Below are 21371 nucleotides of genomic sequence, written 5' to 3' on the forward strand. Positions count from 1 at the left end.
CCACGTGCGAGGCTCCCTCCCTCAACGCCCGGGGCTCGACTTACCCAACGACCGAAGGGGAGCGCGACTCAGCGCGCGGCGACCGCGCCGCGGAGGAGATCCCACAGCTCGGCGGATGCCGCGGCATCCGCGCCCTCGCCGCGCCACACCACGTGCTGGTCCTGCCGCACGAGCGTGAGCGGGAAGCGGTACTCTGCGGGAGCGGTGGACCCGTCGACGACGGCGAACGGGATGCCGCGGCGCTCCGCCTCAGCGGCGAGGGCGGCGAGCGCGGAGCCGTCGGCCCCCGGCCGGGCGACGAGCGTGTAGCCGCTGGTGAGCAGATCGTAGAACGAGGTCCCGTCGGCGAGGCGGAAGTGCGGGGCACGGCATCCGGGCACGGTCGACGGCGTGTACGCGCCCATCGAGTACCCGGGGGCCTCCTCGTCGTCGTAGTCGATGATCGGCGAGGCGTCGTAGACGTAGCCGTAGTTGAGCCCCGCGGCGGCGAACTGCGGCTCGTTCAGCGCATGCACGGCAGCGCCGAAGGACGCCCGCGCCGCGGCGCCCTCCTCCGTGTCATCCTCCAGGGCGTCGGGCAGCGAGGGCTTCGCGAGCTTCTGCTGGTGGTTCATCGCGAAGTGCGAGACCTGCTCGGTGATCGGGCGGCGCTCGGCCTCGTACGCGTCGAGGATGCCGGCATCCGCCCATCCGTTCAGGTGCGCGCCGAGCGCCCACGTGAGGTTGAGAACGTCGGCGATCCCGGCGTTCATGCCGAAGCCGGCGAACGGCACCCACAGGTGCGTGGCGTCTCCGGCGAGGAACACGCGGCGGTCGCGGAACCGGTCGGCGAGCAGGCGCCGCGCCACCCAGTCCTCCTTCGAGACGGCCTCGTACGCGAAGTCCTCGTCGACGCCGAGGATCGCGCGGATCGCGGCATCCCTGTCCACCGATCCCTCCGCTGCGGCCTCGTCGGGCGACAGGTACGTGTGCACGAGGAAGGTCTCGCGACCGTCGATCGCGTACACGTGGCCGAGGCGGCGCGCGTTGAAGGTGTAGTACCCCCAGGCGCGCGGCTCGTCCGCGGTCATGCGCGCGTACAGGTCGGCGGAGCGGATGCAGGTGGACTGCACGTGCTGCAGCACCGGGTCGCCGCTGAGCGTCGCGCCGATCTGCTTGCGCACGTTCGAGCGTCCGCCGTCGGCGCCGATGAGGTGGCGTCCGCGGAGGGTGCGCTCGTTCGCGCCGTCGAGGTCGGAGACGACGATCGACACGGACTCCTCGTCCTGGGAGAGCGTGTGGAACAGGGTCCGGTTGAGCAGCGTGACACCGGGGGCGTCCGCCGCGTGCCGCGCGAGGATCGGCTCCAGGAAGGTCTGGTTGATGCGGTGCGGGGGTTCGGGGGTGTTCCACGAGGTGTCGGGCCCGATGGTCGACGTGTACCGCTCTCCGCTCGCGGGGATCGGGATGCGGGCGAGCTCGCGCCCCGTGAGGGCGGTGCGGAAGGCGACGTCCTGCGGGTAGTCGGCGGGGAGCCCGGCCGCGCGGACCTCGGCGGCGAGGCCGAGGCGGCGGAGGGCCTCCATGGTGCGCGAGGCGACGTGGTTGCACTTCACGTTCGGCGGTTCGAGGTACTCGCGCTGCTCGACGACGATCACCGAGACGCCGCGGGCCGACAGGTCGAGGGCGGCGACGAGGCCGACGGGGCCCGCTCCGATGATGAGGACGTCGGCGTCCAGTTCCTGGGTCATGTTCTCCCTCTCGGGCCGGGGTGACCGGCGCGCTCTCAGGCCGGGGTGATGGGCGCGCCGAGGCGCCGGAAGTCGTACACGTCGAGGGTCAGCTCGCCCTCGCGGAGGCGCGCCATGTAGGCGTCCTCCTTCTCCGCGCGCTCTCGGGATGCCGCGAGCACCTCGTCGTAGCGGTCGACCGGGAGGGCGATGACGCCGTCGCGGTCGGCGACGATCACGTCGCCGCGGCGGATGACGCGACCGCGCAGCGTGATCGGCAGCCCGACCGTTCCCGGCCACTGCTTGATGGTGCCGCGGATGGAGATCGCGGTGCTGAACGCGGGGAACCCGAGCGCGGCGAGCTGCACGGTGTCGCGCACGCCGCCGTCGATCACCAGCCCACGGATGCCGCGCGCCTGCGCCGCGACCGCCATGACCTCCCCCCAGTAGCCGAAGGGGGCTCCCCCGCCGTCGACCACGAGCACGTCGCCGTCGCCGGCGGCCTCGATGCCGTGGTGCAGTGCGAGGTTGTCGCCCGCCTGGGCCGAGACGGGCACGGCCCTGCCGACGAGCTGCGCGCCGTCCCACGCCGGGCGGAACGCCGCGTCGAGGAAGCAGTCGCTGCGCGAGGCCTCGTACAGGGTGGCGGTGCCGAGGCGCAGCAGCTCTGCGGCATCCGCGTCCGGATCGATCACTGCTCGGCCCGCTGCAGGTCGTGATAGCCGAACCGCGCCCGCGCCTCGGCGATCGAGGCGCCGCCGAGGGCCGCGGCGAGGATGGACTCCTCGCGGGCGTGGATCATCTCCGCGGTCTCCAGCACGGCGTCCTCGATGTCCTGCGGGATCGCGACGACGCCGTCCGAGTCGCCGATCAGGATGTCGCCCGGCCGCACGGTGACCCCGCCGATCGTGACGGGTCCCTGCTCCTCGGCGACCTCGACCCGGTCCTTGCCGGTGCGCATGAAGCGCCCGCGGCTGTAGATCGGATAGCCGATCGACAGGGCGCGGTGCGTGTCGCGGCAGACGCCCTCGATCACGGTGCCGGAGATGCCGCGGTGGTGCGCGACGGCGGTGAGGATGTCGCCCCACACCGTGCAGTCCACGCGTCCGTCGTTGTCGAGCACGACGACCTGCCCCGGCTCGACCTGGTCGATGAAGTCGCCGACGGTGCCGGCGGGCACCTGCGCGCTGACGTAGCGGACGGTGAAGGCGCGACCGGTCATGCGCTGGCCGTCGGTCAGGGGCGCGATGCCGAGCAGGCTGCCGGGGCGCGCGTGCCGGTCGAGCGCGTCGGAGACGGTGGCGGTGCCGAGGGCGGCGAACCGTTCGATGAGGGTGTCGGTCATTCTTCTCACTCCGCGGTGACGGTGGGGAACTGGGAGTCGTGCATGACCTCGCTCACGTCGCGGCCGCTGCGCACGGCATCCGCCATGCGCGCCTCGCGGTCGACGATGCGCTGGGCGAGGGGGATCACGCGCTCGGCGTCGGATGCCGTGACGAACACGACCCCGTTGACGTCGGCGATCACGTAGTCGAACGAGGCCACGGAGACTCCGGCTACCTGGATGCGCTCGTCCATCGCCTGCTGCACGATGCGGCCGCGCGCGCTCACGGGCACGGCCGCGCGGGCGAAGACCGGGAGCCCGAGGGCCTCGCTCTCCTGCACGTCACGGCAGGCGCCGTCGACGATCACCCCGGCGACGCCGCGCTGCACGGCGGCCTCCGCGAGGAGACCGCCCCAGCACGACACGTCCGTGCGGGCGTGGTTGTCGATGACGACGACGTCATCGGGTTCGGCGATGGCGACGAGCGGTGTGGCGATGTGGGTCGCCGGCCCCGCCGCGGCCTTGGGCGCGGCGGTCACCGTGCGCACCCGACCGGCGACCGTGCGGCCCGCCGGCCACATCGGATGCAGCGGCGTCACCGCCCCCGGCAGCCCCAGGGTGTCCAGGGCGTCCGAGACGGCGCAGCTGTCGAGCTTCCGCAGCGCCGCGACGATCTCCGAGGATGCGGTCATCTCAGGCGCGCTCCCAGGTCAGGAACCCCATGGCGTTGCCGGTGCCCGCCTCGGTGCGGTAGCAGGGCTCGTAGTCGACGCGCGTGACGTTCAGCCCGACCTCGTCGGCGATGCCGGCGACGGCGATCCAGTTGCGCAGCTCGGACGCGCCCGACATCATCTCGCCGGCGGGGACCGACGTCAGGTAGTCGGCGTCGTGGTCCTTCATGGCCTGGATGAACTCGCCGTCGAGCTTCTCGTCGATCACGAAGTGACTGAGGCCGCCCGAGGCGACGACGCCCACACGGAGGTCGCCGGGGAACGACTGGATGGCGCGGCCGACGGCGCGGCCGAAGTCGTAGCAGCGCTTGGCACTCGGCGGGTTCGGCTCCCAGAAGGTGTTGATGAAGATCGGCACCATCGGGATCGTGGACTCCTGGCCCATGAAGCGCTGGTAGATGAAGCCGAAGCCGTGCGGGATCGTGTGGTTCTCGTAGCGGCCCGCGGGGATCACCTCGGTGGCGCCGGTGTCGAAGTCGTCTGCCTGCGTGGACTGGATGATGTGCTTGCCGAGACCGCGGTGGGTCGGACGCATGACGGTGCGGTCGGGCACATCGCCCAGGGCCGCCTCGGCGAGACCGGGCGCCATCTCATCGAGCTGCGCCTGCGTGTAGGGCACGTGCGCGACCTCGTCGCCCCAGAAGACCGAGAACGGCGCGAGCCACTCGTCTCCGTAGGTCTCCTTGTGGTCGCTGGAGATGATGACGAGCACGTCGACCTTCTGCTCGTGGATGAAGCGCGACAGGTCGTCCATCGACGCCTGGCAGCTGTCCCATCGGCGCTGCATCACGTCGTGCGTGATCTCGGCGGAGAAGTCCTCGCGGAGTGCCGCGAGCTCCTCGAAGGAGTAGGTGCCCCCGCGGAACTTGAGGCCCTTGCTGCGGCGGTCGGCGGTGCCGCGCGTCTCCCAGGCCGCGGGCGGCGCGGCCTTCAGCTGCGGTCCGTGCGAGGTGCCGAATCCGGCGACGATCTCGGTCATGAGGGATCCCTTCTCGAAGTGCGGATGCTCAGAGCCGGAAGAGGCTGCGGGCGTTGTTCTCGAGCACGTCGGCTCGACGGTCGGCGCCGAGCCACTCGATGTCGTCGATGAGCAGATGGATGTCGTCGAACCAGCGACCGGTCGCAGGGTCGATCTGCGAACCGGTGCCCGGCTTCTCCGAGCCGAACAGCACGCGGTCGGTGCCGACGGCCTTCATGAGCAGCTCCAGGCTGTCCTGCGTGTAGAGGCAGGAGTCGAAGTAGAAGTTGCGGAGCTTGTCGAGGTACGAGACCCCCGTGCGCACCACAGAGGGGAGGAAGCGGCCCATCTGGTACGGGATCGCCCCACCGCCGTGCGCGACGATGACCTTGAGGTCGGGGAAGTCCGCGAACACGTTCGCCTGGATCATGCTCCAGACCGAGACCGTCTCCTCCTGGATGAAGTGCAGGCTGTACGGCTCGCGAGCAGGGTACTTGCACCCGGCCGAGTGCAGCAGCATCGGGACGTCGAGCTCGCACAGCGCCTCGTACAGCGGGTACCAGTAGCGCTCGCCCATCGCCGGCGGCACCTCGGTGCCCTCGTACGGGTCGGAGTTGACCATGGCGCCGACGAAGCCGAGATCGGTGACCGCGCGGCGCAGTTCGGGCAGCCACTGCTCGACCGTGAGGTACGGGCTCTGCGGGATGCCGGCGATGCCGCGGAACCGTCCGGGGAACAGCTCGGTGGTGCGGTGGATGATGTTGTTCGTCTCGGCCGTGAACCACTCGACGATCTTCGTCGGACGCTCCGAGTGCATGGCGTGGAACGGGCGCGGCGACAGCAGCTGCAGGTCGATGCCCGCACCGTCGATGTGGTCGAGGTGGGAGACGTGACCGAAGCTCGGGTGCGGCGCGTGATACGAGGCGATGAGCTCGTCGTCGCTGATCACAGGGGGCTTGCCGCCGTGCGATCCGCGGGCCGCCAGCAGCGACGCCTTCCACGCGTAGTAGGAATCCGGGGCGGTCATGTGGCCGTGGACGTCGATGATCACGGGGGCTCCTTCAGAAGGGTGGTGCGGGTTCGCGTCGCGCTTCCGACGCTACGGAAGCGGCGAGCGGCGGGGATCGGCGGGCTGCGGGAAACTCCTCCGCGGCGGTCCGACACGGTGTCGGATCGCCGCGGAGGGCTCAGCGCACGAGGACGTCGGCCGCGGCGCGGATGCGACGCAGATAGGGCTCGGCGGGGTCGTCGGCGGGGGCATCGCCACCGCGGAGGATCACGGCGAGCGCGGACGAGAGGGCGGATGCCGCGTCCTCGGGAAGAGCCGACGCACGCCACGCGACCTTGCGGTCGGGCCGCACGAGGAGGGCGCCGTCGGCGTCGACCTGCCGGGCGACGGCCCAGCCCTCGTCGGCGTCGTCGACGACGGCGACGGTGATCGGCATGCTCGCCTCGACGGCGGCCACGGCATCCGTCCACCGCTCAGCGGCGGATGCCGAGGTGAGCAGCGTCAGGCCGACGGGGGCGATCAGGTCGTGCGAGGAGACCCGCTTCTGCCCCGCGAGCCACACGTGCGGAAGGTGGTGCCCAGGGCGCGATGTCGCGTGGAACGTCACCGGATCCGACGGGTCGCCGGGCACGGGGGTGCCGTCGGGCACGAGCGCCCCCGCCCAGTAGTGGTACCCGGCCTCGACGCCCAGCTGGCTGTAGTCGTGGGCGTTGTGCCCGACCTCCGCGGCCACGCGCTCGCGCATCGCCACCCCCTCGGGGGTGTCGCTCACGAAGACCTCGAGGCTGCGGAAACCCTCGGCCTCGTCGTCGGTGAAGCCCAGGGCCTCGGCGATCGGAGGATGCCGGTTCGCGTTCTCGAGCGAGTGCGCCGTGTACCAGGCGACCGTGGGCCTCCGCTCGGCCTGATAGCTGTCGAGCAGAGCATCCGTCGCCTGACCGTCGAGCACCGCTGCCAGCTTCCAGCACAGGTTCTGCGCGTCCTGGATGCCGCTGTTGAGGCCGAGCCCGCCGGTCGGAGGATGCTTGTGCGCGGCGTCGCCGGCGAGGAACACGCGCCCCTCGCGGAAGCGCTTCGCGACGAGCGCGTCGTAGCTCCAGCGCGTCATCGAGTGCATGGTGATCTCGTGATCGTCGGCGAGGCCGAGCATGCGGCGGATCGACGCGAACAGCGCCGCCTCGTCGTCGGGGTCGCCCTCGACCATCCAGGCGGCGACGGAGACCAGCCACTCCTCCGCGTCGCGGTTGTAGTGGGTAGGGCCGAGTGCCTGGATCGTGCCCCGGCGGCGCGCTCCCCCGGCGGGGTGCATGAAGTGGCCGAGCAGCGCATCGGGCTCCGACCACGCGGAGAGGTCCATGCTGACGTGGTAGTTGACGACCTCGCGCATGTCGCGCGGGCCCTCCATCTCGACGCCGAGCAGTGCCGCACTGTCGCGCCCGCCGTCCGCCGCGATGACGTAGCGGGAGCGCACGGTGCGCAGCTCCCCCGACTGCAGATCGCGGACCGAGACGACAGCAGCATCCGCATCCTGCTCGATGCCGACGACCTCCTGCCTGCTGCGGATGCGACCGGGGGCCGCGGCCACGGCGTGGCGGTGGATGAGAGGGTCCAGTCGCAGCTGCGGCATGTTGGCGAAGGCCCGGGGGCTCGAGGAGCGGTAGCGCTCGGCATCCGGTCCGCCGCCCCAGGCGGGGACCTCGCCGATCTTCATGCCGTCGAAGCGTCCGGGGCCGGTCGCGGTCGTGTACCAGACGGCCTTGCGCCAGCGGTCGTGCGTGGGGGTGGCGGCGTAGATGTCGTCGGCCACGTGCATGTCGTGGAACGCCTCCATGGTGCGCGGGTTGAGCAGGTGCGCGCGGGGGAAGCGGAACACGAAGTCGCGGCGCTCGACGAGCAGCACGTCGATGCCGCGCTGGGCGAGCAGGATCGCGCACGACATGCCCACGGGGCCGCCGCCCATGATCAGGACCTCGACGGAGTCGGGCCAGGCGTCGTCGCCGAGCGGCGACAGCGGGGCACGGGGGCTCTTGACGGATGCGGACACGGACTCCTCCTCGACTGCGGGAATCCCAGGCTAGATTTCGCGGAATCCCGCCCGATACGTGACCGCGGCGCGAAAGTCGGGCCCGGACTCCGACACGATGTCGCACATCCGCCCCCTCGGTCGTCGAGCGCGCGCGCCCGGTCGTTGAGCGAGCGCACCCCCACGGTCGTCGAGCGAGCGCAGCCCCACGGTCGTTGAGCGAGCGCAGCGAGACGAAACACCCCTCCCCGCGCACCGCTCTCCCCGAGCCGACCGCACCACACGCGTTTCGTCTCGGTCGCTGCGCTCCCTCGCTCAACGACCGAGACCCCCGGTCGTCGAGCGCGCGCGCCCGGCCGTCGAGCGTGCACCCCGGTCATCGAGCGACCGCCCCGCCCGTCGAGCGCGCGCGCCCGGTCGTCGAGCGCGCGCGCCCGGTCGTTGAGCGAGCGCAGCGAGACGAAACGCCCCTCTCAGGAACGACGGAAGAGGGCGAGTCGACCCCCTCGGCGCGACTCGCCCTCTCCGTCCGCAGACCGGGTCTCAGTCTGAGATCGTCGGGACCGTCACCCACTGCCAGTAGGTGAACTCGTCCAGGTTCCAGTGGCCGCCGTGCCGCCCGCCGTTGCCGGAGGCGCCGATCCCGCCCATGGGGATGTGCGCGGCGTCGTAGATCGTCTGCCCGTTGAGCGCGACCATGCCGGCGCGCAGCCGGGAGGCGAAGCCGAGACCGCGGGCGATGTCGCGCGTGTGGATCGCGGCGGAGAGGCCGTAGTCGCTCGCGTTCGCGAGGGCCAGTGCCTCCGCCTCCGTGGCGAACCGGGTCACCGGCGCGACGGGGCCGAAGATCTCGCTCTGGAACGCCGCGTTCGCGGCATCCACTCCGTCCAGCACCGTCGGGGCGAAGAAGACGCCCTCGTGGGTGCCGCCGTGCACGACCCGCGCGCCGTCGGCGACGGCCTGGTCGACGATGCCCTGCACGCGCTCCGCCTGGGCGGTGGTGATGAGCGGACCGAGGGTCGTTCCGTCGGTGAGCGGGTCGCCGAGGCGCAGGGCGGATGCCGCGGCCCGCAGCCGCTCGACGTACTCGTCGGCGATGCTCTCGTGCACGAGGTGCCGACCGGTCGCCATGCAGATCTGCCCCTGGTGCCGGAAGGAGCCGCCGATGCCGCTGGCGACGGCCAGGTCGAGGTCGGCATCCGCCATCACGATGAACGCGTTGTTGCCGCCGAGCTCCAGGATGACCCGCTTGAGCAGGCCGCCGGCGACCTCGCCGACCCGGCGGCCGGCGGCGGACGACCCGGTGAAGGAGATGACGTTCGTGTGCGGGGAGCGCACGACGGCCTCGCCGGTCTCGGGTCCGCCGGGGAGGATGTGCAGGATGCCGTCCGGCAGCCCCGCCCTCTCGAAGATCTCGGCCATCACGGCGCCGCCCGAGAACGCGGTCTTGACGTCGGGCTTCACGATCACGGCGTTGCCGAGGGCGATCGCCGGTGCCACGGAACGGATCGCGAGCATGAGCGGGGCGTTCCACGGCGCGATCACGCCGACCACCCCGACGGGGATGCGGCGGGCGATGCCGAGGGTCGTGGGGTCGTCGACGGGGAGCACGTCGCCCTGCGACATCGTCACCAGGCTCGCGGCCTCGACGAGCTCGTCGATCGCCTTGCTCACCTCGTGGCTGGCCTTGCTCGGCAGGGAGCCGCTCTCGCGCACGAGCAGGTGCTCGACGTCGGCGCGGATCTCGCGCAGCGCCTCGGCGGCCCGGCTGAGCACGCCCGCTCTGACGCGGTACGACGACCGCGCCCACTCGCGCTGCGCGTCGACGGCGAGGAGACCTGCGCGCTCGACATCCGCGTCGTCGGCGATGCCCACGGTGCCGACGGGCAGGCCGTCGCCGGGAGAGATCACCGCCGCCGTGCCGCCGCCGGGCTCGCGCCAGCCGCCGGAGAAGATGCGTCCGTCCGCTGCGCGCGGTTCCCAGTGCGCCATCGCACCCTCCTGCTCGATCGAGGTCCCTGCGATGCTAGCCGCTGGCCGACGCCACGACTTCCACCCTCCGCACGAATCCGGCCCCCGCCCGCACGACACGGTGTCGCACACCTCTCGTCTGGCCCGTCCGCCCGGGGTCCGCCCCTCGAACACGGCTACCCCTCCCGGGCACGGTTCCACCTCGTGAGCACGGTTCCACCTCGTGAGCACAGTTTCGGACCCGGCATCCGACACGCCGCGTCCACAGACCCGACACCGGCGTGTCACCGCCGCACTCCGGCTATGCCCGGCGCCGCACTCCGAAACCGCGCCCGGTGCCGCACTCCGAAACCGTGACCGACGCCGCAGATCCACGGGCCGTCCCGGGGACGACGAAGGGGCGGATGCCGCAGCATCCGCCCCTTCGTTCATCGGGAGGTCACTCCCCGCTGGCGACCGCCAGGTCGGGGGTGGCCGTGATCTCGCCGCCGGTGGTCACACCGACCGCGACCTTCTCGCCGCGCGGGCCGTGCTCGAACTGGAACTCGCCGTCCGCGGCATCCACCTTGACGTGGTCACCGGAGTTGAGCTCGCCGTGCAGGATCTTCTCCGACAGACGGTCCTCGATCTCGTGCTGCATCGCACGGCGCAGCGGACGGGCGCCGAGGGCCGGGTCGAAGCCGATCTCGATGAGACGCTCCTTCGCGGCCTGCGACAGCTCGATCGTCATGTCGCGGTCGAGCAGCCGCTCGCCGAGGCGCTTGGTGAACAGATCGACGATCTGCACCAGCTCCTCCTTGTTGAGCTGCGGGAACACGATGATGTCGTCGACGCGGTTCAGGAACTCGGGCTTGAAGTGACGCTTCAGCTCCTCGTTGACCTTGCCCTTCATGCGCTCGTAGGTCGTGGCGTTGCTGCCCTCGATCTGGAAGCCGACGGGACCGCCCGCGATGTCGCGTGCACCGAGGTTGGTGGTCATGATGATGACCGTGTTCTTGAAGTCCACGATCCGACCCTGACCGTCGGTGAGGCGACCCTCTTCGAGGATCTGCAGGAGCGAGTTGAAGATGTCCGGGTGGGCCTTCTCGATCTCGTCGAACAGGACCACGCTGAACGGCTTGCGACGCACCTTCTCGGTGAGCTGGCCGCCCTCTTCGAATCCGACGAACCCGGGAGGGGCTCCGAACAGACGCGAGACGGTGTGCTTCTCGCCGAACTCGCTCATGTCGAGCGAGATCAGGGCGGCTTCGTCGTCGAACAGGAACTCGGCGAGTGCCTTGGCGAGCTCGGTCTTTCCGACGCCCGTGGGGCCGGCGAAGATGAACGAGCCGGAGGGACGCTTCGGGTCCTTGAGGCCGGCGCGCTGGCGGCGGATCGTCTTGGAGAGGGCGGCGATCGCCTCCTCCTGACCGATGACGCGCTGGTGCAGGGCCTTCTCCATGAAGACGAGACGCGAGGACTCCTCTTCGGTGAGCTTGAAGACGGGGATGCCGGTGGCCTGTGCGAGCACCTCGGCGATCAGGCCCTCGTCGACGACCGCGGAGGTCGCGACGTCACCCGAACGCCACTGCTTCTCGAGGCGCAGGCGCTCCGCGAGGAGGCTCTTCTCCTCGTCGCGCAGCGAGGCCGCCTTCTCGAAGTCCTGCTCCTCGGAGGCCAGCTCCTTCTGCTCGCGGACAGCGGCGATCTTCTCGTCGAACTCGCGCAGCTCGGGCGGCGACGACAGGATGCTGAGGCGCAGACGCGCGCCGGCCTCGTCGATCAGGTCGATCGCCTTGTCGGGCAGGAAGCGGTCGGACACGTAGCGGTCGGCGAGGTTCGCCGCGGCCACGAGTGCGCCGTCGGTGATCTGCACCTTGTGGTGCGCCTCGTAGCGGTCGCGCAGACCCTTGAGGATGTTGATCGTGTGCGGCAGCGTCGGCTCGTTGACCTGCACCGGCTGGAAGCGGCGCTCGAGCGCTGCATCCTTCTCGAAGTGCTTGCGGTACTCGTCGAGCGTGGTGGCGCCGATGGTCTGGAGCTCTCCACGGGCGAGGAGCGGCTTGAGGATCGACGCGGCGTCGATCGCGCCCTCGGCGGCACCCGCACCCACGAGGGTGTGGATCTCGTCGATGAAGACGATGATGTCGCCGCGCGTGCGGATCTCCTTGGTGACCTTCTTCAGGCGCTCCTCGAAGTCGCCGCGGTAGCGGGAACCGGCGATGAGCGAGCCGAGGTCGAGCGAGTAGAGCTGCTTGTCCTTCAGCGTCTCGGGGACATCGCCCTTGACGATGGCCTGCGCCAGTCCCTCGACGACGGCGGTCTTGCCGACGCCGGGCTCGCCGATGAGGACGGGGTTGTTCTTGGAGCGACGAGAGAGGATCTGCATGACCCGCTCCGCCTCCTTCTCGCGCCCGATGACCGGGTCGAGCTTGTTGTCGCGCGCGGCCTGCGTGAGGTTGCGGCCGAACTGGTCGAGCACCGCCGACCCGCCCTGGGCGCTGGCCTGCGAGTCGTTGGTCTGCGCGCCGACGGCGGCGGGCTCACGACCGGGGGCGCCCGACAGCAGCTGGATGACCTGCTGGCGCACCTTGTTCAGGTCGGCGCCGAGCTTGACGAGCACCTGAGCGGCGACGCCCTCGCCCTCGCGGATGAGGCCGAGCAGGATGTGCTCGGTGCCGATGTAGTTGTGGCCGAGCTGCAGAGCCTCGCGGAGGCTGAGCTCGAGCACCTTCTTGGCGCGCGGCGTGAACGGGATGTGCCCGGTCGGCTGCTGCTGACCCTGGCCGATGATGTCCTGGACCTGCTCGCGGACGGCGTCAAGGGAGATGCCCAGGCTTTCGAGCGCCTTGGCGGCGACGCCCTCGCCCTCGTGGATGAGGCCGAGCAGGATGTGCTCGGTGCCGATGTAGTTGTGGTTGAGCATCTTCGCCTCTTCTTGGGCGAGGACGACCACTCGACGGGCTCGGTCCGTGAATCTCTCGAACATGCTGTGACTCCTTATTCGCACGGGGCGAAGACGCGTGAAGCGCTTGTACATCGAGAGTAACCACCACATCGAGCCGGTATGCCCGTGTTCGCCGTGGGCATACCGGAGGAGTCGTTCGATTGCGTGCGCCGCGATCTCCGCGGACGTTGCGAGCGGAGATCACGGCAGCGGGTCCGTCTGGCGATGTCATTGACCCGACGATCGAGTTCGGTCTAGGTTAACGAAAGTCGATAACAACGATATTCGATAAGGATCGGACATGACCCCTCTCTTCACCCTCGTGGCGCTCGCGGTCGCCGCAGCGGTGATCGCCGTCATCGGCGTATTCCTCTGGCAGCTCGGCCGAGGAGCTCTCGGCGACGGCGCCCAGACCTTCCGCATCGTCTTTCGCGGGGCCTGGGCGGCCGCGGCCGTGATCGTCCTCGTCGCCGTGATCACGATGATCGTCGACCTCGCGTCTCCCGCGATCACGATGACCGTGCCCCTGCAGAACGTCTGGCCGAGACCTCTTCCCGGGGTTTCGATCACCCCTCCAGCTGCTCAGGTGCAGGCAGCCGGGATCACACTGGCCGATCTGACCGTGACGGGCGTCTCCTGGCCTGCCCGCATCATCTGGACCATCGGACAAGGGCTCTCGATCCTGCTGCCCGCCGCTGCGGCCGCGCTCATCGCCCTGGCCGCCCGGCATCTCCTGAACGGCGTGCCGTTCTCTCCCGTCTTGACGCGCACGGTCCGCCTGGCCGCGTTCACCGTGCTGATCGTCGGCTCAGTTGCCCCCGTCCTTCGCGGGATCGCCGGCTCGATGACGTCCTACGAGGCACTTCAGATCGGAAGCGCCTCGTGGACCGGATACCCCGACGACTGGGCGCCATCCGACGCGCTCCCCCAGCCGACGATCCACATCCCGTTCGAGTTCTGGCCGCTCGGAGTCGGCATCGCGCTTCTTCTCGTCGCCGCGATCCTGCAGTTCGGCACTCGGCTCGGCGCCGAGAAGGATCTCCTGCAGAAGGACACGGAAGGGCTGGTCTGATGACGTTCACCGCGGAGAATCTGGGCGCGGGTCTGCTGACCCTGCTCATCGGCTTCCTGATCGTCGGAGCGGTCGTCGCGATGAGCGTCGCGAGCTCCCACCGCCGGCGCCGCAAAACCCTCGTCCTCGACGTGGTCGACCGGCTCAGCCTCGGCTGGGTCTTCCTGTGCGGGGTCGGCGTGCTCCTCGCCGTCTTCCAGGCGCTCACCATGAAGACGATCTACCTCGACCAGCCGGTGCTCGACCGTGCGAAGGCCTCCACGCCGGACAACTGCGACTTCGCTGGCGCCGAAGGTGGGACGGAGCTGGACTGCTACGGCGCCGTGGTGAACCCGCCCGTGGGCGCGCAGATACTGATGCTCATCTCCGGTGTGCTGCTGCTGGTCTGCTCCGCCTCGATCGCATGGGCGATCCACGTGGCCGCGCAGCGCGCCGCGCTCGGCGCCCCGTTCGACGCGACCGTCCCCCGGGTCTTCGTCGCGACTGCGATCATCGTCATGACGACGGCGGTGATCGGCGGCATCCTCCGCCAGGTCGGGATGACCGTCGCCGCACAGGCTCTACCGCAGACGGACGACGCCTTCATCCCCTTCGAGTTCAGCGTGCCGGTCTGGCCCTTCGCCGTGGGCGTCGGATGCTTCGCCCTCGCCGCGATCTTCCGCCACGGCAGTCGACTGCAGGGCGAGAAGGAGCAGCTGGAGAAGGAGACGGAGGGGCTGGTGTGACCCCGGCCGAGAGCGACGACGAGTTCACCGGCATCCACTGCCGACTCGATGAGCTGCTCGCCGATCGCGGCATGACCCTCACCGAACTGAGCGCGCAGGTCGGCGTCAGCATCGTCAACCTGTCGGTCCTCAAGAACGACCGTGCACGCGCCATCCGCTACTCGACGCTGCGGGCGATCTGCGAGGCGCTGCAGTGCGAGGTCGGCGAGCTGCTCGTGATGGCCTGAGTCACACCGCCGGCTGCTGCGGGACGACGGGCGGTGCGGGCGGCGCCCCCACCGGCTCCACCACCACGGCCGTCCCGTAGGCGCAGATCTCGCTGAAGGTGCCGATCGACCCGGCGTCGAAGCGCATGGCGACGATCGCGTTGCCGCCGCGCTGCTGCGCCTCGGCCCACATGCGGCTCATCACGACCTGGCGGCTCTCGTACATCATCTGCGTGTACTCGGGGATCTCCCCGCCGCCGAGCGCCCGGAAACCCGCCGTGAACCCCTGGCCGAAGTCGGTCGAGCGGACCGTGATGCCCATGACCTCTCCGAGCACGTTGGTGATGCGGTAGCCGGGGATGTCGTTCGTCGTCACCATGAACATGACCACATGGTGCCACAGGCGCCGCCCCCGGGGTATGGGCAGTTCTCTCCGCCCGCCGCCCTCTGATCCGGCGCCGGAACGCGTACGGTGGAGGCCATGAATCCGGACCGGAAGTTGCGCACCCCCGCACGCGTGCTGATGGCGCTGCCCGTCGCCGCCCTCGCCCTCTCCCTCGCCGCCTGCGGTGCGAGCCGACCGACCGAGAAGCAGTTGACCGACGGGCTGATCGACTACTACACCTCGCAGAGCATGAGCGATCAGGTGAACGCGGATGCCGCGGCCTGCTTCGCCGGCTACCTGCTGGATTCGAAGCTCAGCAACGAGACCCTCAGTTACATCGCGCAGGGCAAGGACCAGGCGTCCAGCGTCGAGGACCGCGACCTCACCGTCAAGATCCTCAAGGACAACTTCGAGGAGTGCACGACCTGACTCGGGCACGACGGATGCCGCCGGCATCCGTCATGCTTCGTCACATCCACCCAGGGAATTCACAGGCGCTCATAGCGTTGAGGCTATGGCGTGCACTCGGCACGCAGTCATTCCTGGAGTCCCCCCACATGAGCACCACCGCCCGCGCCGCGAAGGCGCCCGACACCCGCGGTCCCGTACGGAAGCTGCTGACCTCGTTCGGCTTCCAGATCATCGCCGCCCTCGTCCTCGGCATCGTCGCAGGCCTCGTCGCCCGCAACCTCGGCGCCACCGCCGAGGCGCCAAACGGCCTCTCCGCGACCCTCGACACGATCGGCGGCTCGTACGTGACGCTGCTGCGCGCCGCCGTCATCCCGCTGATCTTCACCGCGATCGTCGCGAGCATCTCGAACCTGCGCCGCGTGCAGAACGCCGCGCGCCTGGCGGGGCAGACGCTCCTCTGGTTCGCCTACACGGCGTTCATCGCCGTGGTGATCGGCATCGGCCTCGGCCTCATCATCCAGCCCGGTTCCCGCGCGGGCGAGGGCCTGCAGGAGGGCGACCCGTACACGGTCGGCACCTGGTGGAACTTCCTCACAGGCCTCATCCCGCAGAACTTCCTCGGCCTCACCGTGAGCACCTCGGTCGACGCGGAGTCGGGCAGCGCGACGTCCAGCATCGGCTTCAACGTGCTGCAGATCATCGTCGTCGCCGTGGCCGTGGGCATCGCCGCGCTCAAGGCGGGCAAGAAGGCAGAGCCCTTCCTCGCCTTCACCGAGTCGCTGCTCAAGGTCATCCAGCGCGTGCTGTGGTGGATCATCCGCATCGCCCCGCTCGGCACCTTCGGCCTCATCGGCGCCGCCGTCGTCAAGTACGGCTGGGAGAAGCTGGCCTCGCTCGGCTGGTTCGCCATCGCGATCTACATCGGCCTCGCCCTCGTGCTCTTCGTGGTCTACCCGATCATCGTCAAGACCAACGGCCTGTCGATCAGGCAGTACTTCTCGGGCGTGTGGCCGGCCGTGCAGCTGGCCTTCGTCAGCCGCTCGTCGATCGGCACCCTGCCGCTCACCGAGCGCGTCACCGAGCGCAACCTCGGCGTGCCGCGCTCCTACGCGTCCTTCGCCGTGCCGCTGGGTGCGACCACCAAGATGGACGGCTGCGCCGCGATCTACCCGGCCATCGCCGCGATCTTCGTGGCGCAGTTCTTCGGCATCCAGCTGGAGTGGTGGCAGTACATCATGATCATCGTCGTCTCGGTGGTGGGCTCGGCAGCGACCGCAGGGACCACCGGCGCCATCGTGATGCTCACGCTGACGCTCTCCACGCTCGGCCTGCCGCTCGCCGGCGTCGGCCTGCTCATCGCGATCGACCCGATCCTCGACATGGGACGCACCGCGGTGAACGTCGCCGGTCAGGCGCTCGTGCCGACCATCGTCGCCAAGCGCGAGGGCATCCTCGACGAGGAGCTCTACAACGCGCCGCGCGAGGGCCTGCCCTTCGCCGACGACTCGGGCGACGACTCCCCCGAGGCGGATGCCGCGTCGGACAAGCAGCCGGTCGCCGCGAGCTGACCGCTCGCCCACCGCACGCGAGAGCGCCCCATCCCGTCCGCGGGGTGGGGCGCTCTCGCGTCTGAGCGGTTCACAACTCCTCACGAACCGCAGACCACGCAAGCGCCCGCCCCAGAACCACAGGGGCGTCCTCGGGCGCGAACCCGTTCTTTGAGGAGTTGTGAACGGGAAGAGCGGATGCCGCCGCGCTACCGCTCCTGCTGGCGCATCGCGCCGCGGGTGTCGAGCGCCAGCTCCTCGGCATCCATCGCCGCGAGCAGCTCGCGCATGACCTCCTCGTCGAGGTTGCCGGCATCGCGCTCGGCGAGAACGATCTCCCGACGCACGTGCAGCCACCCCCTGAACAGAGAGACGAGGTCTTCGTACGAGGGGCGGGCCGCGGCATCCTCCACCTGCTGCGCCTCATCGGCGTCCTTCTCCACGCGGGTCATCCGCTTGGCGAAGGCGTCGAAGACGCTGAGGTCGAGGGAGCCGTGCTTCGCCTCCCACTCCACGCGCTTGGCGGCGATGAACTCCTTGCCCGCCTCGCGGGTCTTCGCCTGCACGGCGGCGAGCGCCTGCGCGTCCTCCTCGTGCTCCGAGTCGCTCCCGATGCCGAGGCGCCGGATCAGCACCGGCAGCGTGAGCCCCTGCAGCAGGAGCGTGCCGACGGTGACGATGAAGGCGACGACGACGATCGCGTGCGAGGCCTCGGGGGCGAGCGTCGCGAGGTCGGCCGCCGCGAGGGCGGTCGCCAGCGTGACGACGCCGCGCATGCCCGCCCAGGAGATGACGGCGTTGTCCTTCCAGGTGAGCTGGAGCCCCGCCATCCGCTCCTTCACGATCTGCTCCCGCAGCTCATCGGGATCCTGATCGCGCCACCGCCGCGAGCGGCCTCGCCGCTTCTCGAACTCGCCGGACTCGACCCCGCGGTCCCACCGCTCGAGGCGTTTGCGGTCGAGGCGGTTCGCCCACGCGTTCGCGGGGTACACGTAGAGCGGACGCACCAGCAGCACGACCACCAGCACCGCCGCCGACAGCCACAGGATGTGTCCGACAGACTCTCCGCTGAGGTCGCGGAGCACACGGGGGAACTGCAGCCCGATGTAGGCGAACACGAAGCTCTCCAGCAGCAGGTCGGCCGAGAGCCACAGGGGCTTCTCCTGCTGCCGCGTGGTGTAGTCGGTGCGCGGGGCGTTGAAGCCGACGTAGATGCCCATCGCCACGACGGCGAGCACGCCGGAACCACCGAGGTGCTCCGCGATCGCGTACGCGCCGAACGGGGCGAGCAGCCCGAAGGTGCCGATCACGACCGCGTCGTCGATCCGCATCCGCAGCTGATGCAGCACGATGCCGAAGATCAGGCCGATGACGACGCCGACCGCGACGGCGACGATGAACTGCCAGATGCCGTCCCACACGGTGATGGTGACGGTGGCGCTGACGAGGAGCGAGGCGAACACCCGGTACAGGGTGAGCGAGGTGGCGTCGTTGATGAGGCTCTCGCCGGAGAGCACGTTCATGATGCGCCGGGGCAGTCCGAGCTTGCGGCCGATCGCCGCGGCCGACACCGCGTCGGGCGGGGCGACGATCGCGCCGAGCAGCAGCGCGCCAGGAAGGGTCAGCGAGGGCAGGATCAGCCACGCCACCACGCCGACCGCGAGCGTCGTGAGCAGCACGAGCCAGATCCCGAGGCGCTGGATCTGCGGCAGGCTGCGCTTGAAGCCCACGAACGAGACATCGAGCGCCGCCGAGTACAGCAGCGGCGGCAGCACGAGGTTCAGCAGCAGGTGGCCGTCGGTCTGCAGATCGGGGACGAACGGGAGGAAGGATGCCGCGAGCGCGACCACCGTGACCAGCAGCGGCGCCGGCCACCCCCGCCATCGCGCGATCGCCGCCACGACGACGCTGCCGACGAGGATGTAGAAGAATTCGACGCCCATGCCCACCACGGTACTGGGAGGAAGGATCGTCGTCGTGGAGGACGTGGGCGGCGGCGATCGGTCGCCGTCTCGACAGGGCGAGCGGTGCGCCGGATGCCGTCGACCTCAGTCCGCCTCGTCGTCCCGGCGCCCCGACACCTGTTCGCGAAGCCCGGCGTTCTCGTCCTCCAGATCGAGCACCCGCCTGATCCCGGCGAGGTTGATGCCCTCACCGCGCAAATCGGTAACGCGCTGCAGGCGGGCGACGTCGTCGTCGCTGTATCGGCGTGTGCCTCCGTCGCTGCGCGCGGGGGTGAGGAGCCCCTTGGCCTCGAAGAGACGCAGGCTGGCCTCGGGGAGCCCGCTCAATTGCGCGGCGACGGCGATGCCGTAAAGGGGGGTTCGCGGGTCACGCTCGGTCATCGGCAGATTTCCTTCTCAACGACTTGCATTCTAGCGGCAATCTGATCTATAAAAAATCTATAGCGCGAGATGCAGATAATCTCGTGAACCTTCGCCCGAGAGGGCGCGCACGAAAGGAGAAACTCATGGCACTGTCATTCGACCCGTTCAGTCAGCTCGATCGCTTCGCTGCGAGCGTTCTGGACTCCGTTCGGGCACCCCGGCTGATGCCCGTCGACCTCTACCGCGACGGCGACCGTTACCTGCTCCACGCCGATCTCCCGGGTGTGGACCCCGGTTCGATCGACGTCGACGTCGACGGATCCCAGCTCACGATCCGCGCCCAGCGCACGGCGGACAGCCTTGAGGGCGTCCGTTGGCTCGCCCGCGAACGCGGCGCCGGCCAGTTCCTGCGCCAGTTCACGCTCGGCGATGGGGTCGACCTCGATCGCATCAGCGCCTCGTACGAGAGCGGGGTGCTGTCGGTGATCATCCCGGTCAGCGAGCGCGCCAAGCCGCGTCGCATCGAGGTCGAGTCCGGCGACCAGCGGCAGGCGATCGACGCCTGATCCCTCGCGGGGTCGCGCCGGCGGACCCCGTCGCGACCCCGCGACCGGTGATCACCGCCCCGCTCGTCCACCACCTCAAAGAAAGGGGGAACGCCATGGCGCTCTCGACCGACCTCGACCGCTTCCTCGCCGGAATGGAGTATCCGGCGGTGCGGGACGATCTGCTACGCGAAGCCGCGCGCGAAGGCCTGTCCGCCGAGGACAGGGCCGTGCTCGATGCTCTGCCGGAGCAGAGCTACGGCGCCGCCTGGCACGTCCGCTACCGACTCGCCCGGCAGGCCCTGGCCGGCATCTTCTCTCCTGGCGAACCTGCCCACGCCTGACAGGCGCCGCGCAGGAGGACGGGGCGGGGAATTCCCCGCCCCGTCCTCCTGTTACGGATGGGGATGACTTCCACCGCTCTCTCCGTCCTCGACCTCGTCCCGGTCCGCTCCGGGCAGACCAGCGCGGAGGCCATCGCCGCCTCCCTCAGCCTCGCGCAGACCGCCGATCGGCTGGGGTACCGCCGCTACTGGTTCGCCGAGCACCACAACATGCCGGCCGTGGCATCGACGACTCCTCCCGTGCTGATCGCGGCCGCCGCGACCCGCACCACGAGCATCCGGCTGGGCTCCGGCGGCGTGATGCTCCCGAACCACGCCCCGCTCATCGTCGCGGAGCAGTTCGCCGCGCTGGAGGCCATCGCCCCCGGACGCATCGACCTCGGTCTCGGCCGGGCGCCGGGCAGCGACCCCGTCATCACCCAGCTGCTCCGCGGCTCCGGCACCACGAGCGACGTCGAGCAGTTCCCCCGGCACGTGCAGGACATCGCGGCGCTCCTCTCCGGAGACGGCGCCACCGTCCGCTTCACGTCCGGCGGCGAGTACACGGTGCACGCGACGCCCGCCGCCACCAGCTCCCCCGAGGTGTGGCTGCTCGGCTCGAGCGACTACTCGGCGCAGCTCGCGGCATCCCACGGTCTGCCGTACGTGTTCGCCAACCACTTCTCCGGCCAGGGGCTGGAGCGCGCCCTCGACCTGTACCGCACCGGCTACCGCCCGAGCGAGGAGCACCCAGAGCCGCGCACCTTCCTCACCGTGAACGCCGTGGCCGCGCCGACGCAGGACGAGGCGGAGGCCCGCGCTCTCCCCCAGCTGCGCATGATGGCGCGGCTGCGTCTGAACAAGCCGCTGGTCGCGCTGGAGACCGTCGAGCAGGCCGTCGCCGCCTCGGCGGAGGCGGATGCCGCCACCGAGCAGGTCGTGTCGGCCGCCCGCGAGCGCTGGTTCGTCGGCACCGGGGAGTCGGTCGCCGCCGAGGTGCGCGGGTTCGCGGAGCGGTTCGGCGTCGACGAGGTCATGCTGTCTCCGGTCGCCGCGTCGTACGACGCGGAGCCCCGCGACTCCTCCCCCGGCCGCGCGCAGACGCTGGAGCTCATCGCCGCCGCGATGTGAATCGCCGCACGAGGGTGGTCTTCTGTGCGGGACAGGCGTAGCGTCGCC

At 70.2% G+C, this 21371-nt stretch carries 20 protein-coding genes; 8 read left to right on the plus strand and 12 right to left on the minus strand.

Going from position 1 to position 21371, the window contains the following annotated elements; genetic code table 11:
* Window positions 1–68: 68 nt before the first annotated feature.
* The 9 genes from ACFY5A_RS02260 to ACFY5A_RS02300 all read right to left on the minus strand — a co-directional run bounded on the left by ACFY5A_RS02260 (window position 69) and on the right by ACFY5A_RS02300 (window position 12693).
* On the minus strand, window positions 69–1730 hold the full coding sequence (locus ACFY5A_RS02260) for an FAD-dependent oxidoreductase (RefSeq protein ID WP_387231538.1): 1662 nt from the start codon (window positions 1728–1730) through the stop codon (window positions 69–71).
* 35 nt (window positions 1731–1765) lie between these two features.
* Window positions 1766–2404, minus strand: coding sequence for a 4-carboxy-4-hydroxy-2-oxoadipate aldolase/oxaloacetate decarboxylase (locus ACFY5A_RS02265; RefSeq protein WP_341941279.1), 639 nt, complete (start codon window positions 2402–2404; stop codon window positions 1766–1768).
* Window positions 2401–3054, minus strand: coding sequence for an RraA family protein (locus ACFY5A_RS02270; RefSeq protein WP_341941278.1), 654 nt, complete (start codon window positions 3052–3054; stop codon window positions 2401–2403). Before ACFY5A_RS02270 ends, ACFY5A_RS02265 begins: the two co-directional genes overlap by 4 nt.
* A 5-nt stretch (window positions 3055–3059) precedes the next feature.
* Window positions 3060–3725, minus strand: coding sequence for an RraA family protein (locus tag ACFY5A_RS02275; protein ID WP_387231541.1), 666 nt, complete (start codon window positions 3723–3725; stop codon window positions 3060–3062).
* A 1-nt stretch (window position 3726) separates the two neighbouring features.
* The gene (locus tag ACFY5A_RS02280) at window positions 3727–4743 is read right to left on the minus strand and encodes a hypothetical protein (RefSeq protein ID WP_105672913.1); all 1017 of its coding nucleotides are present in this window, start codon (window positions 4741–4743) and stop codon (window positions 3727–3729) included.
* 28 nt (window positions 4744–4771) lie between these two features.
* Window positions 4772–5773 carry an amidohydrolase family protein gene (locus tag ACFY5A_RS02285; protein WP_387231542.1) on the minus strand — a complete coding sequence of 334 codons (1002 nt, stop codon included), beginning with the start codon at window positions 5771–5773 and terminating at the stop codon, window positions 4772–4774.
* A 136-nt stretch (window positions 5774–5909) separates the two neighbouring features.
* Complete coding sequence (locus ACFY5A_RS02290) at window positions 5910–7775, minus strand: FAD-dependent monooxygenase (RefSeq protein WP_387231544.1); 1866 nt, start codon at window positions 7773–7775, stop codon at window positions 5910–5912.
* 522 nt (window positions 7776–8297) lie between these two features.
* Window positions 8298–9746 (minus strand): aldehyde dehydrogenase family protein, encoded by a 1449-nt coding sequence (locus tag ACFY5A_RS02295; protein ID WP_387231546.1) that lies wholly within the window; start codon window positions 9744–9746, stop codon window positions 8298–8300.
* A gap of 418 nt (window positions 9747–10164) precedes the next feature.
* Window positions 10165–12693: an ATP-dependent Clp protease ATP-binding subunit gene (locus tag ACFY5A_RS02300; protein WP_105672917.1), complete on the minus strand. Its 2529-nt coding sequence runs from the start codon at window positions 12691–12693 to the stop codon at window positions 10165–10167.
* Window positions 12694–12952: 259 nt separating this feature from the next.
* Between ACFY5A_RS02300 and ACFY5A_RS02305 the strand changes: the two genes are divergently transcribed.
* Genes ACFY5A_RS02305 through ACFY5A_RS02315 form a run of 3 tightly spaced genes read left to right on the plus strand, consistent with a single transcriptional unit; the run spans window position 12953 to window position 14675 of the window.
* Window positions 12953–13723, plus strand: a complete 771-nt coding sequence (locus tag ACFY5A_RS02305; RefSeq protein ID WP_387231548.1) for a hypothetical protein — start codon at window positions 12953–12955, stop codon at window positions 13721–13723.
* Window positions 13723–14448 carry a hypothetical protein gene (locus ACFY5A_RS02310; protein WP_387231550.1) on the plus strand — a complete coding sequence of 242 codons (726 nt, stop codon included), beginning with the start codon at window positions 13723–13725 and terminating at the stop codon, window positions 14446–14448. The genes ACFY5A_RS02305 and ACFY5A_RS02310 overlap by 1 nt, the downstream gene beginning before the upstream one ends.
* Window positions 14445–14675, plus strand: coding sequence for a helix-turn-helix transcriptional regulator (locus ACFY5A_RS02315; RefSeq protein WP_341941271.1), 231 nt, complete (start codon window positions 14445–14447; stop codon window positions 14673–14675). Before ACFY5A_RS02310 ends, ACFY5A_RS02315 begins: the two co-directional genes overlap by 4 nt.
* A 1-nt stretch (window position 14676) precedes the next feature.
* Here ACFY5A_RS02315 and ACFY5A_RS02320 read toward each other — a convergent pair whose 3' ends face one another.
* Complete coding sequence (locus ACFY5A_RS02320; protein ID WP_105672944.1) at window positions 14677–15039, minus strand: YbjQ family protein; 363 nt, start codon at window positions 15037–15039, stop codon at window positions 14677–14679.
* Between the two features lie 96 nt (window positions 15040–15135).
* Between ACFY5A_RS02320 and ACFY5A_RS02325 the strand changes: the two genes are divergently transcribed.
* Together ACFY5A_RS02325 and ACFY5A_RS02330 are read left to right on the plus strand one after the other, a co-directional pair.
* On the plus strand, window positions 15136–15468 hold the full coding sequence (locus ACFY5A_RS02325) for a hypothetical protein (protein WP_105672920.1): 333 nt from the start codon (window positions 15136–15138) through the stop codon (window positions 15466–15468).
* 128 nt (window positions 15469–15596) lie between these two features.
* Window positions 15597–17018, plus strand: coding sequence for a dicarboxylate/amino acid:cation symporter (locus ACFY5A_RS02330; protein ID WP_341941270.1), 1422 nt, complete (start codon window positions 15597–15599; stop codon window positions 17016–17018).
* Window positions 17019–17206: 188 nt separating this feature from the next.
* Here the strand turns inward: ACFY5A_RS02330 and ACFY5A_RS02335 are convergent, their stop codons facing one another.
* Together ACFY5A_RS02335 and ACFY5A_RS02340 are read right to left on the minus strand one after the other, a co-directional pair.
* The gene (locus ACFY5A_RS02335; protein ID WP_387231552.1) at window positions 17207–18940 is read right to left on the minus strand and encodes a cation:proton antiporter; all 1734 of its coding nucleotides are present in this window, start codon (window positions 18938–18940) and stop codon (window positions 17207–17209) included.
* Window positions 18941–19045: 105 nt separating this feature from the next.
* Window positions 19046–19342: a MerR family transcriptional regulator gene (locus ACFY5A_RS02340; protein ID WP_341941268.1), complete on the minus strand. Its 297-nt coding sequence runs from the start codon at window positions 19340–19342 to the stop codon at window positions 19046–19048.
* Between the two features lie 125 nt (window positions 19343–19467).
* On the opposite strand from ACFY5A_RS02340, the gene ACFY5A_RS02345 reads away from it, so the two are divergent.
* From ACFY5A_RS02345 to ACFY5A_RS02355, 3 genes are all read left to right on the plus strand, one after another.
* Window positions 19468–19890 carry an Hsp20/alpha crystallin family protein gene (locus ACFY5A_RS02345; RefSeq protein ID WP_341941267.1) on the plus strand — a complete coding sequence of 141 codons (423 nt, stop codon included), beginning with the start codon at window positions 19468–19470 and terminating at the stop codon, window positions 19888–19890.
* Between the two features lie 95 nt (window positions 19891–19985).
* On the plus strand, window positions 19986–20213 hold the full coding sequence (locus tag ACFY5A_RS02350) for a DUF2795 domain-containing protein (protein WP_341941266.1): 228 nt from the start codon (window positions 19986–19988) through the stop codon (window positions 20211–20213).
* A 63-nt stretch (window positions 20214–20276) separates the two neighbouring features.
* Window positions 20277–21323 carry an LLM class flavin-dependent oxidoreductase gene (locus ACFY5A_RS02355; RefSeq protein ID WP_387231555.1) on the plus strand — a complete coding sequence of 349 codons (1047 nt, stop codon included), beginning with the start codon at window positions 20277–20279 and terminating at the stop codon, window positions 21321–21323.
* The last annotated feature ends 48 nt before the right edge of the window (window positions 21324–21371 follow it).

Source organism: Microbacterium sp. NPDC012755, assembly GCF_042901325.1.
Lineage (GTDB): Bacteria > Actinomycetota > Actinomycetes > Actinomycetales > Microbacteriaceae > Microbacterium > Microbacterium natoriense.

Bases quoted from the DNA above. Each gene is read 5' to 3' on its own strand.
- ACFY5A_RS02310 (WP_387231550.1), top strand. From the start codon at position 13,723: ATGACGTTCACCGCGGAGAATCTGGGCGCGGGTCTGCTGACCCTGCTC.
- ACFY5A_RS02330 (WP_341941270.1), top strand. From the start codon at position 15,597: ATGAGCACCACCGCCCGCGCCGCGAAGGCGCCCGACACCCGCGGTCCC.
- ACFY5A_RS02320 (WP_105672944.1), bottom strand. From the start codon at position 15,039: ATGTTCATGGTGACGACGAACGACATCCCCGGCTACCGCATCACCAAC.
- ACFY5A_RS02345 (WP_341941267.1), top strand. From the start codon at position 19,468: ATGGCACTGTCATTCGACCCGTTCAGTCAGCTCGATCGCTTCGCTGCG.
- ACFY5A_RS02270 (WP_341941278.1), bottom strand. From the start codon at position 3,054: ATGACCGACACCCTCATCGAACGGTTCGCCGCCCTCGGCACCGCCACC.
- ACFY5A_RS02295 (WP_387231546.1), bottom strand. From the start codon at position 9,746: ATGGCGCACTGGGAACCGCGCGCAGCGGACGGACGCATCTTCTCCGGC.
- ACFY5A_RS02350 (WP_341941266.1), top strand. From the start codon at position 19,986: ATGGCGCTCTCGACCGACCTCGACCGCTTCCTCGCCGGAATGGAGTAT.
- ACFY5A_RS02325 (WP_105672920.1), top strand. From the start codon at position 15,136: ATGAATCCGGACCGGAAGTTGCGCACCCCCGCACGCGTGCTGATGGCG.
- ACFY5A_RS02305 (WP_387231548.1), top strand. From the start codon at position 12,953: ATGACCCCTCTCTTCACCCTCGTGGCGCTCGCGGTCGCCGCAGCGGTG.
- ACFY5A_RS02335 (WP_387231552.1), bottom strand. From the start codon at position 18,940: ATGGGCGTCGAATTCTTCTACATCCTCGTCGGCAGCGTCGTCGTGGCG.
- ACFY5A_RS02355 (WP_387231555.1), top strand. From the start codon at position 20,277: ATGACTTCCACCGCTCTCTCCGTCCTCGACCTCGTCCCGGTCCGCTCC.
- ACFY5A_RS02300 (WP_105672917.1), bottom strand. From the start codon at position 12,693: ATGTTCGAGAGATTCACGGACCGAGCCCGTCGAGTGGTCGTCCTCGCC.
- ACFY5A_RS02280 (WP_105672913.1), bottom strand. From the start codon at position 4,743: ATGACCGAGATCGTCGCCGGATTCGGCACCTCGCACGGACCGCAGCTG.
- ACFY5A_RS02260 (WP_387231538.1), bottom strand. From the start codon at position 1,730: ATGACCCAGGAACTGGACGCCGACGTCCTCATCATCGGAGCGGGCCCC.
- ACFY5A_RS02275 (WP_387231541.1), bottom strand. From the start codon at position 3,725: ATGACCGCATCCTCGGAGATCGTCGCGGCGCTGCGGAAGCTCGACAGC.
- ACFY5A_RS02340 (WP_341941268.1), bottom strand. From the start codon at position 19,342: ATGACCGAGCGTGACCCGCGAACCCCCCTTTACGGCATCGCCGTCGCC.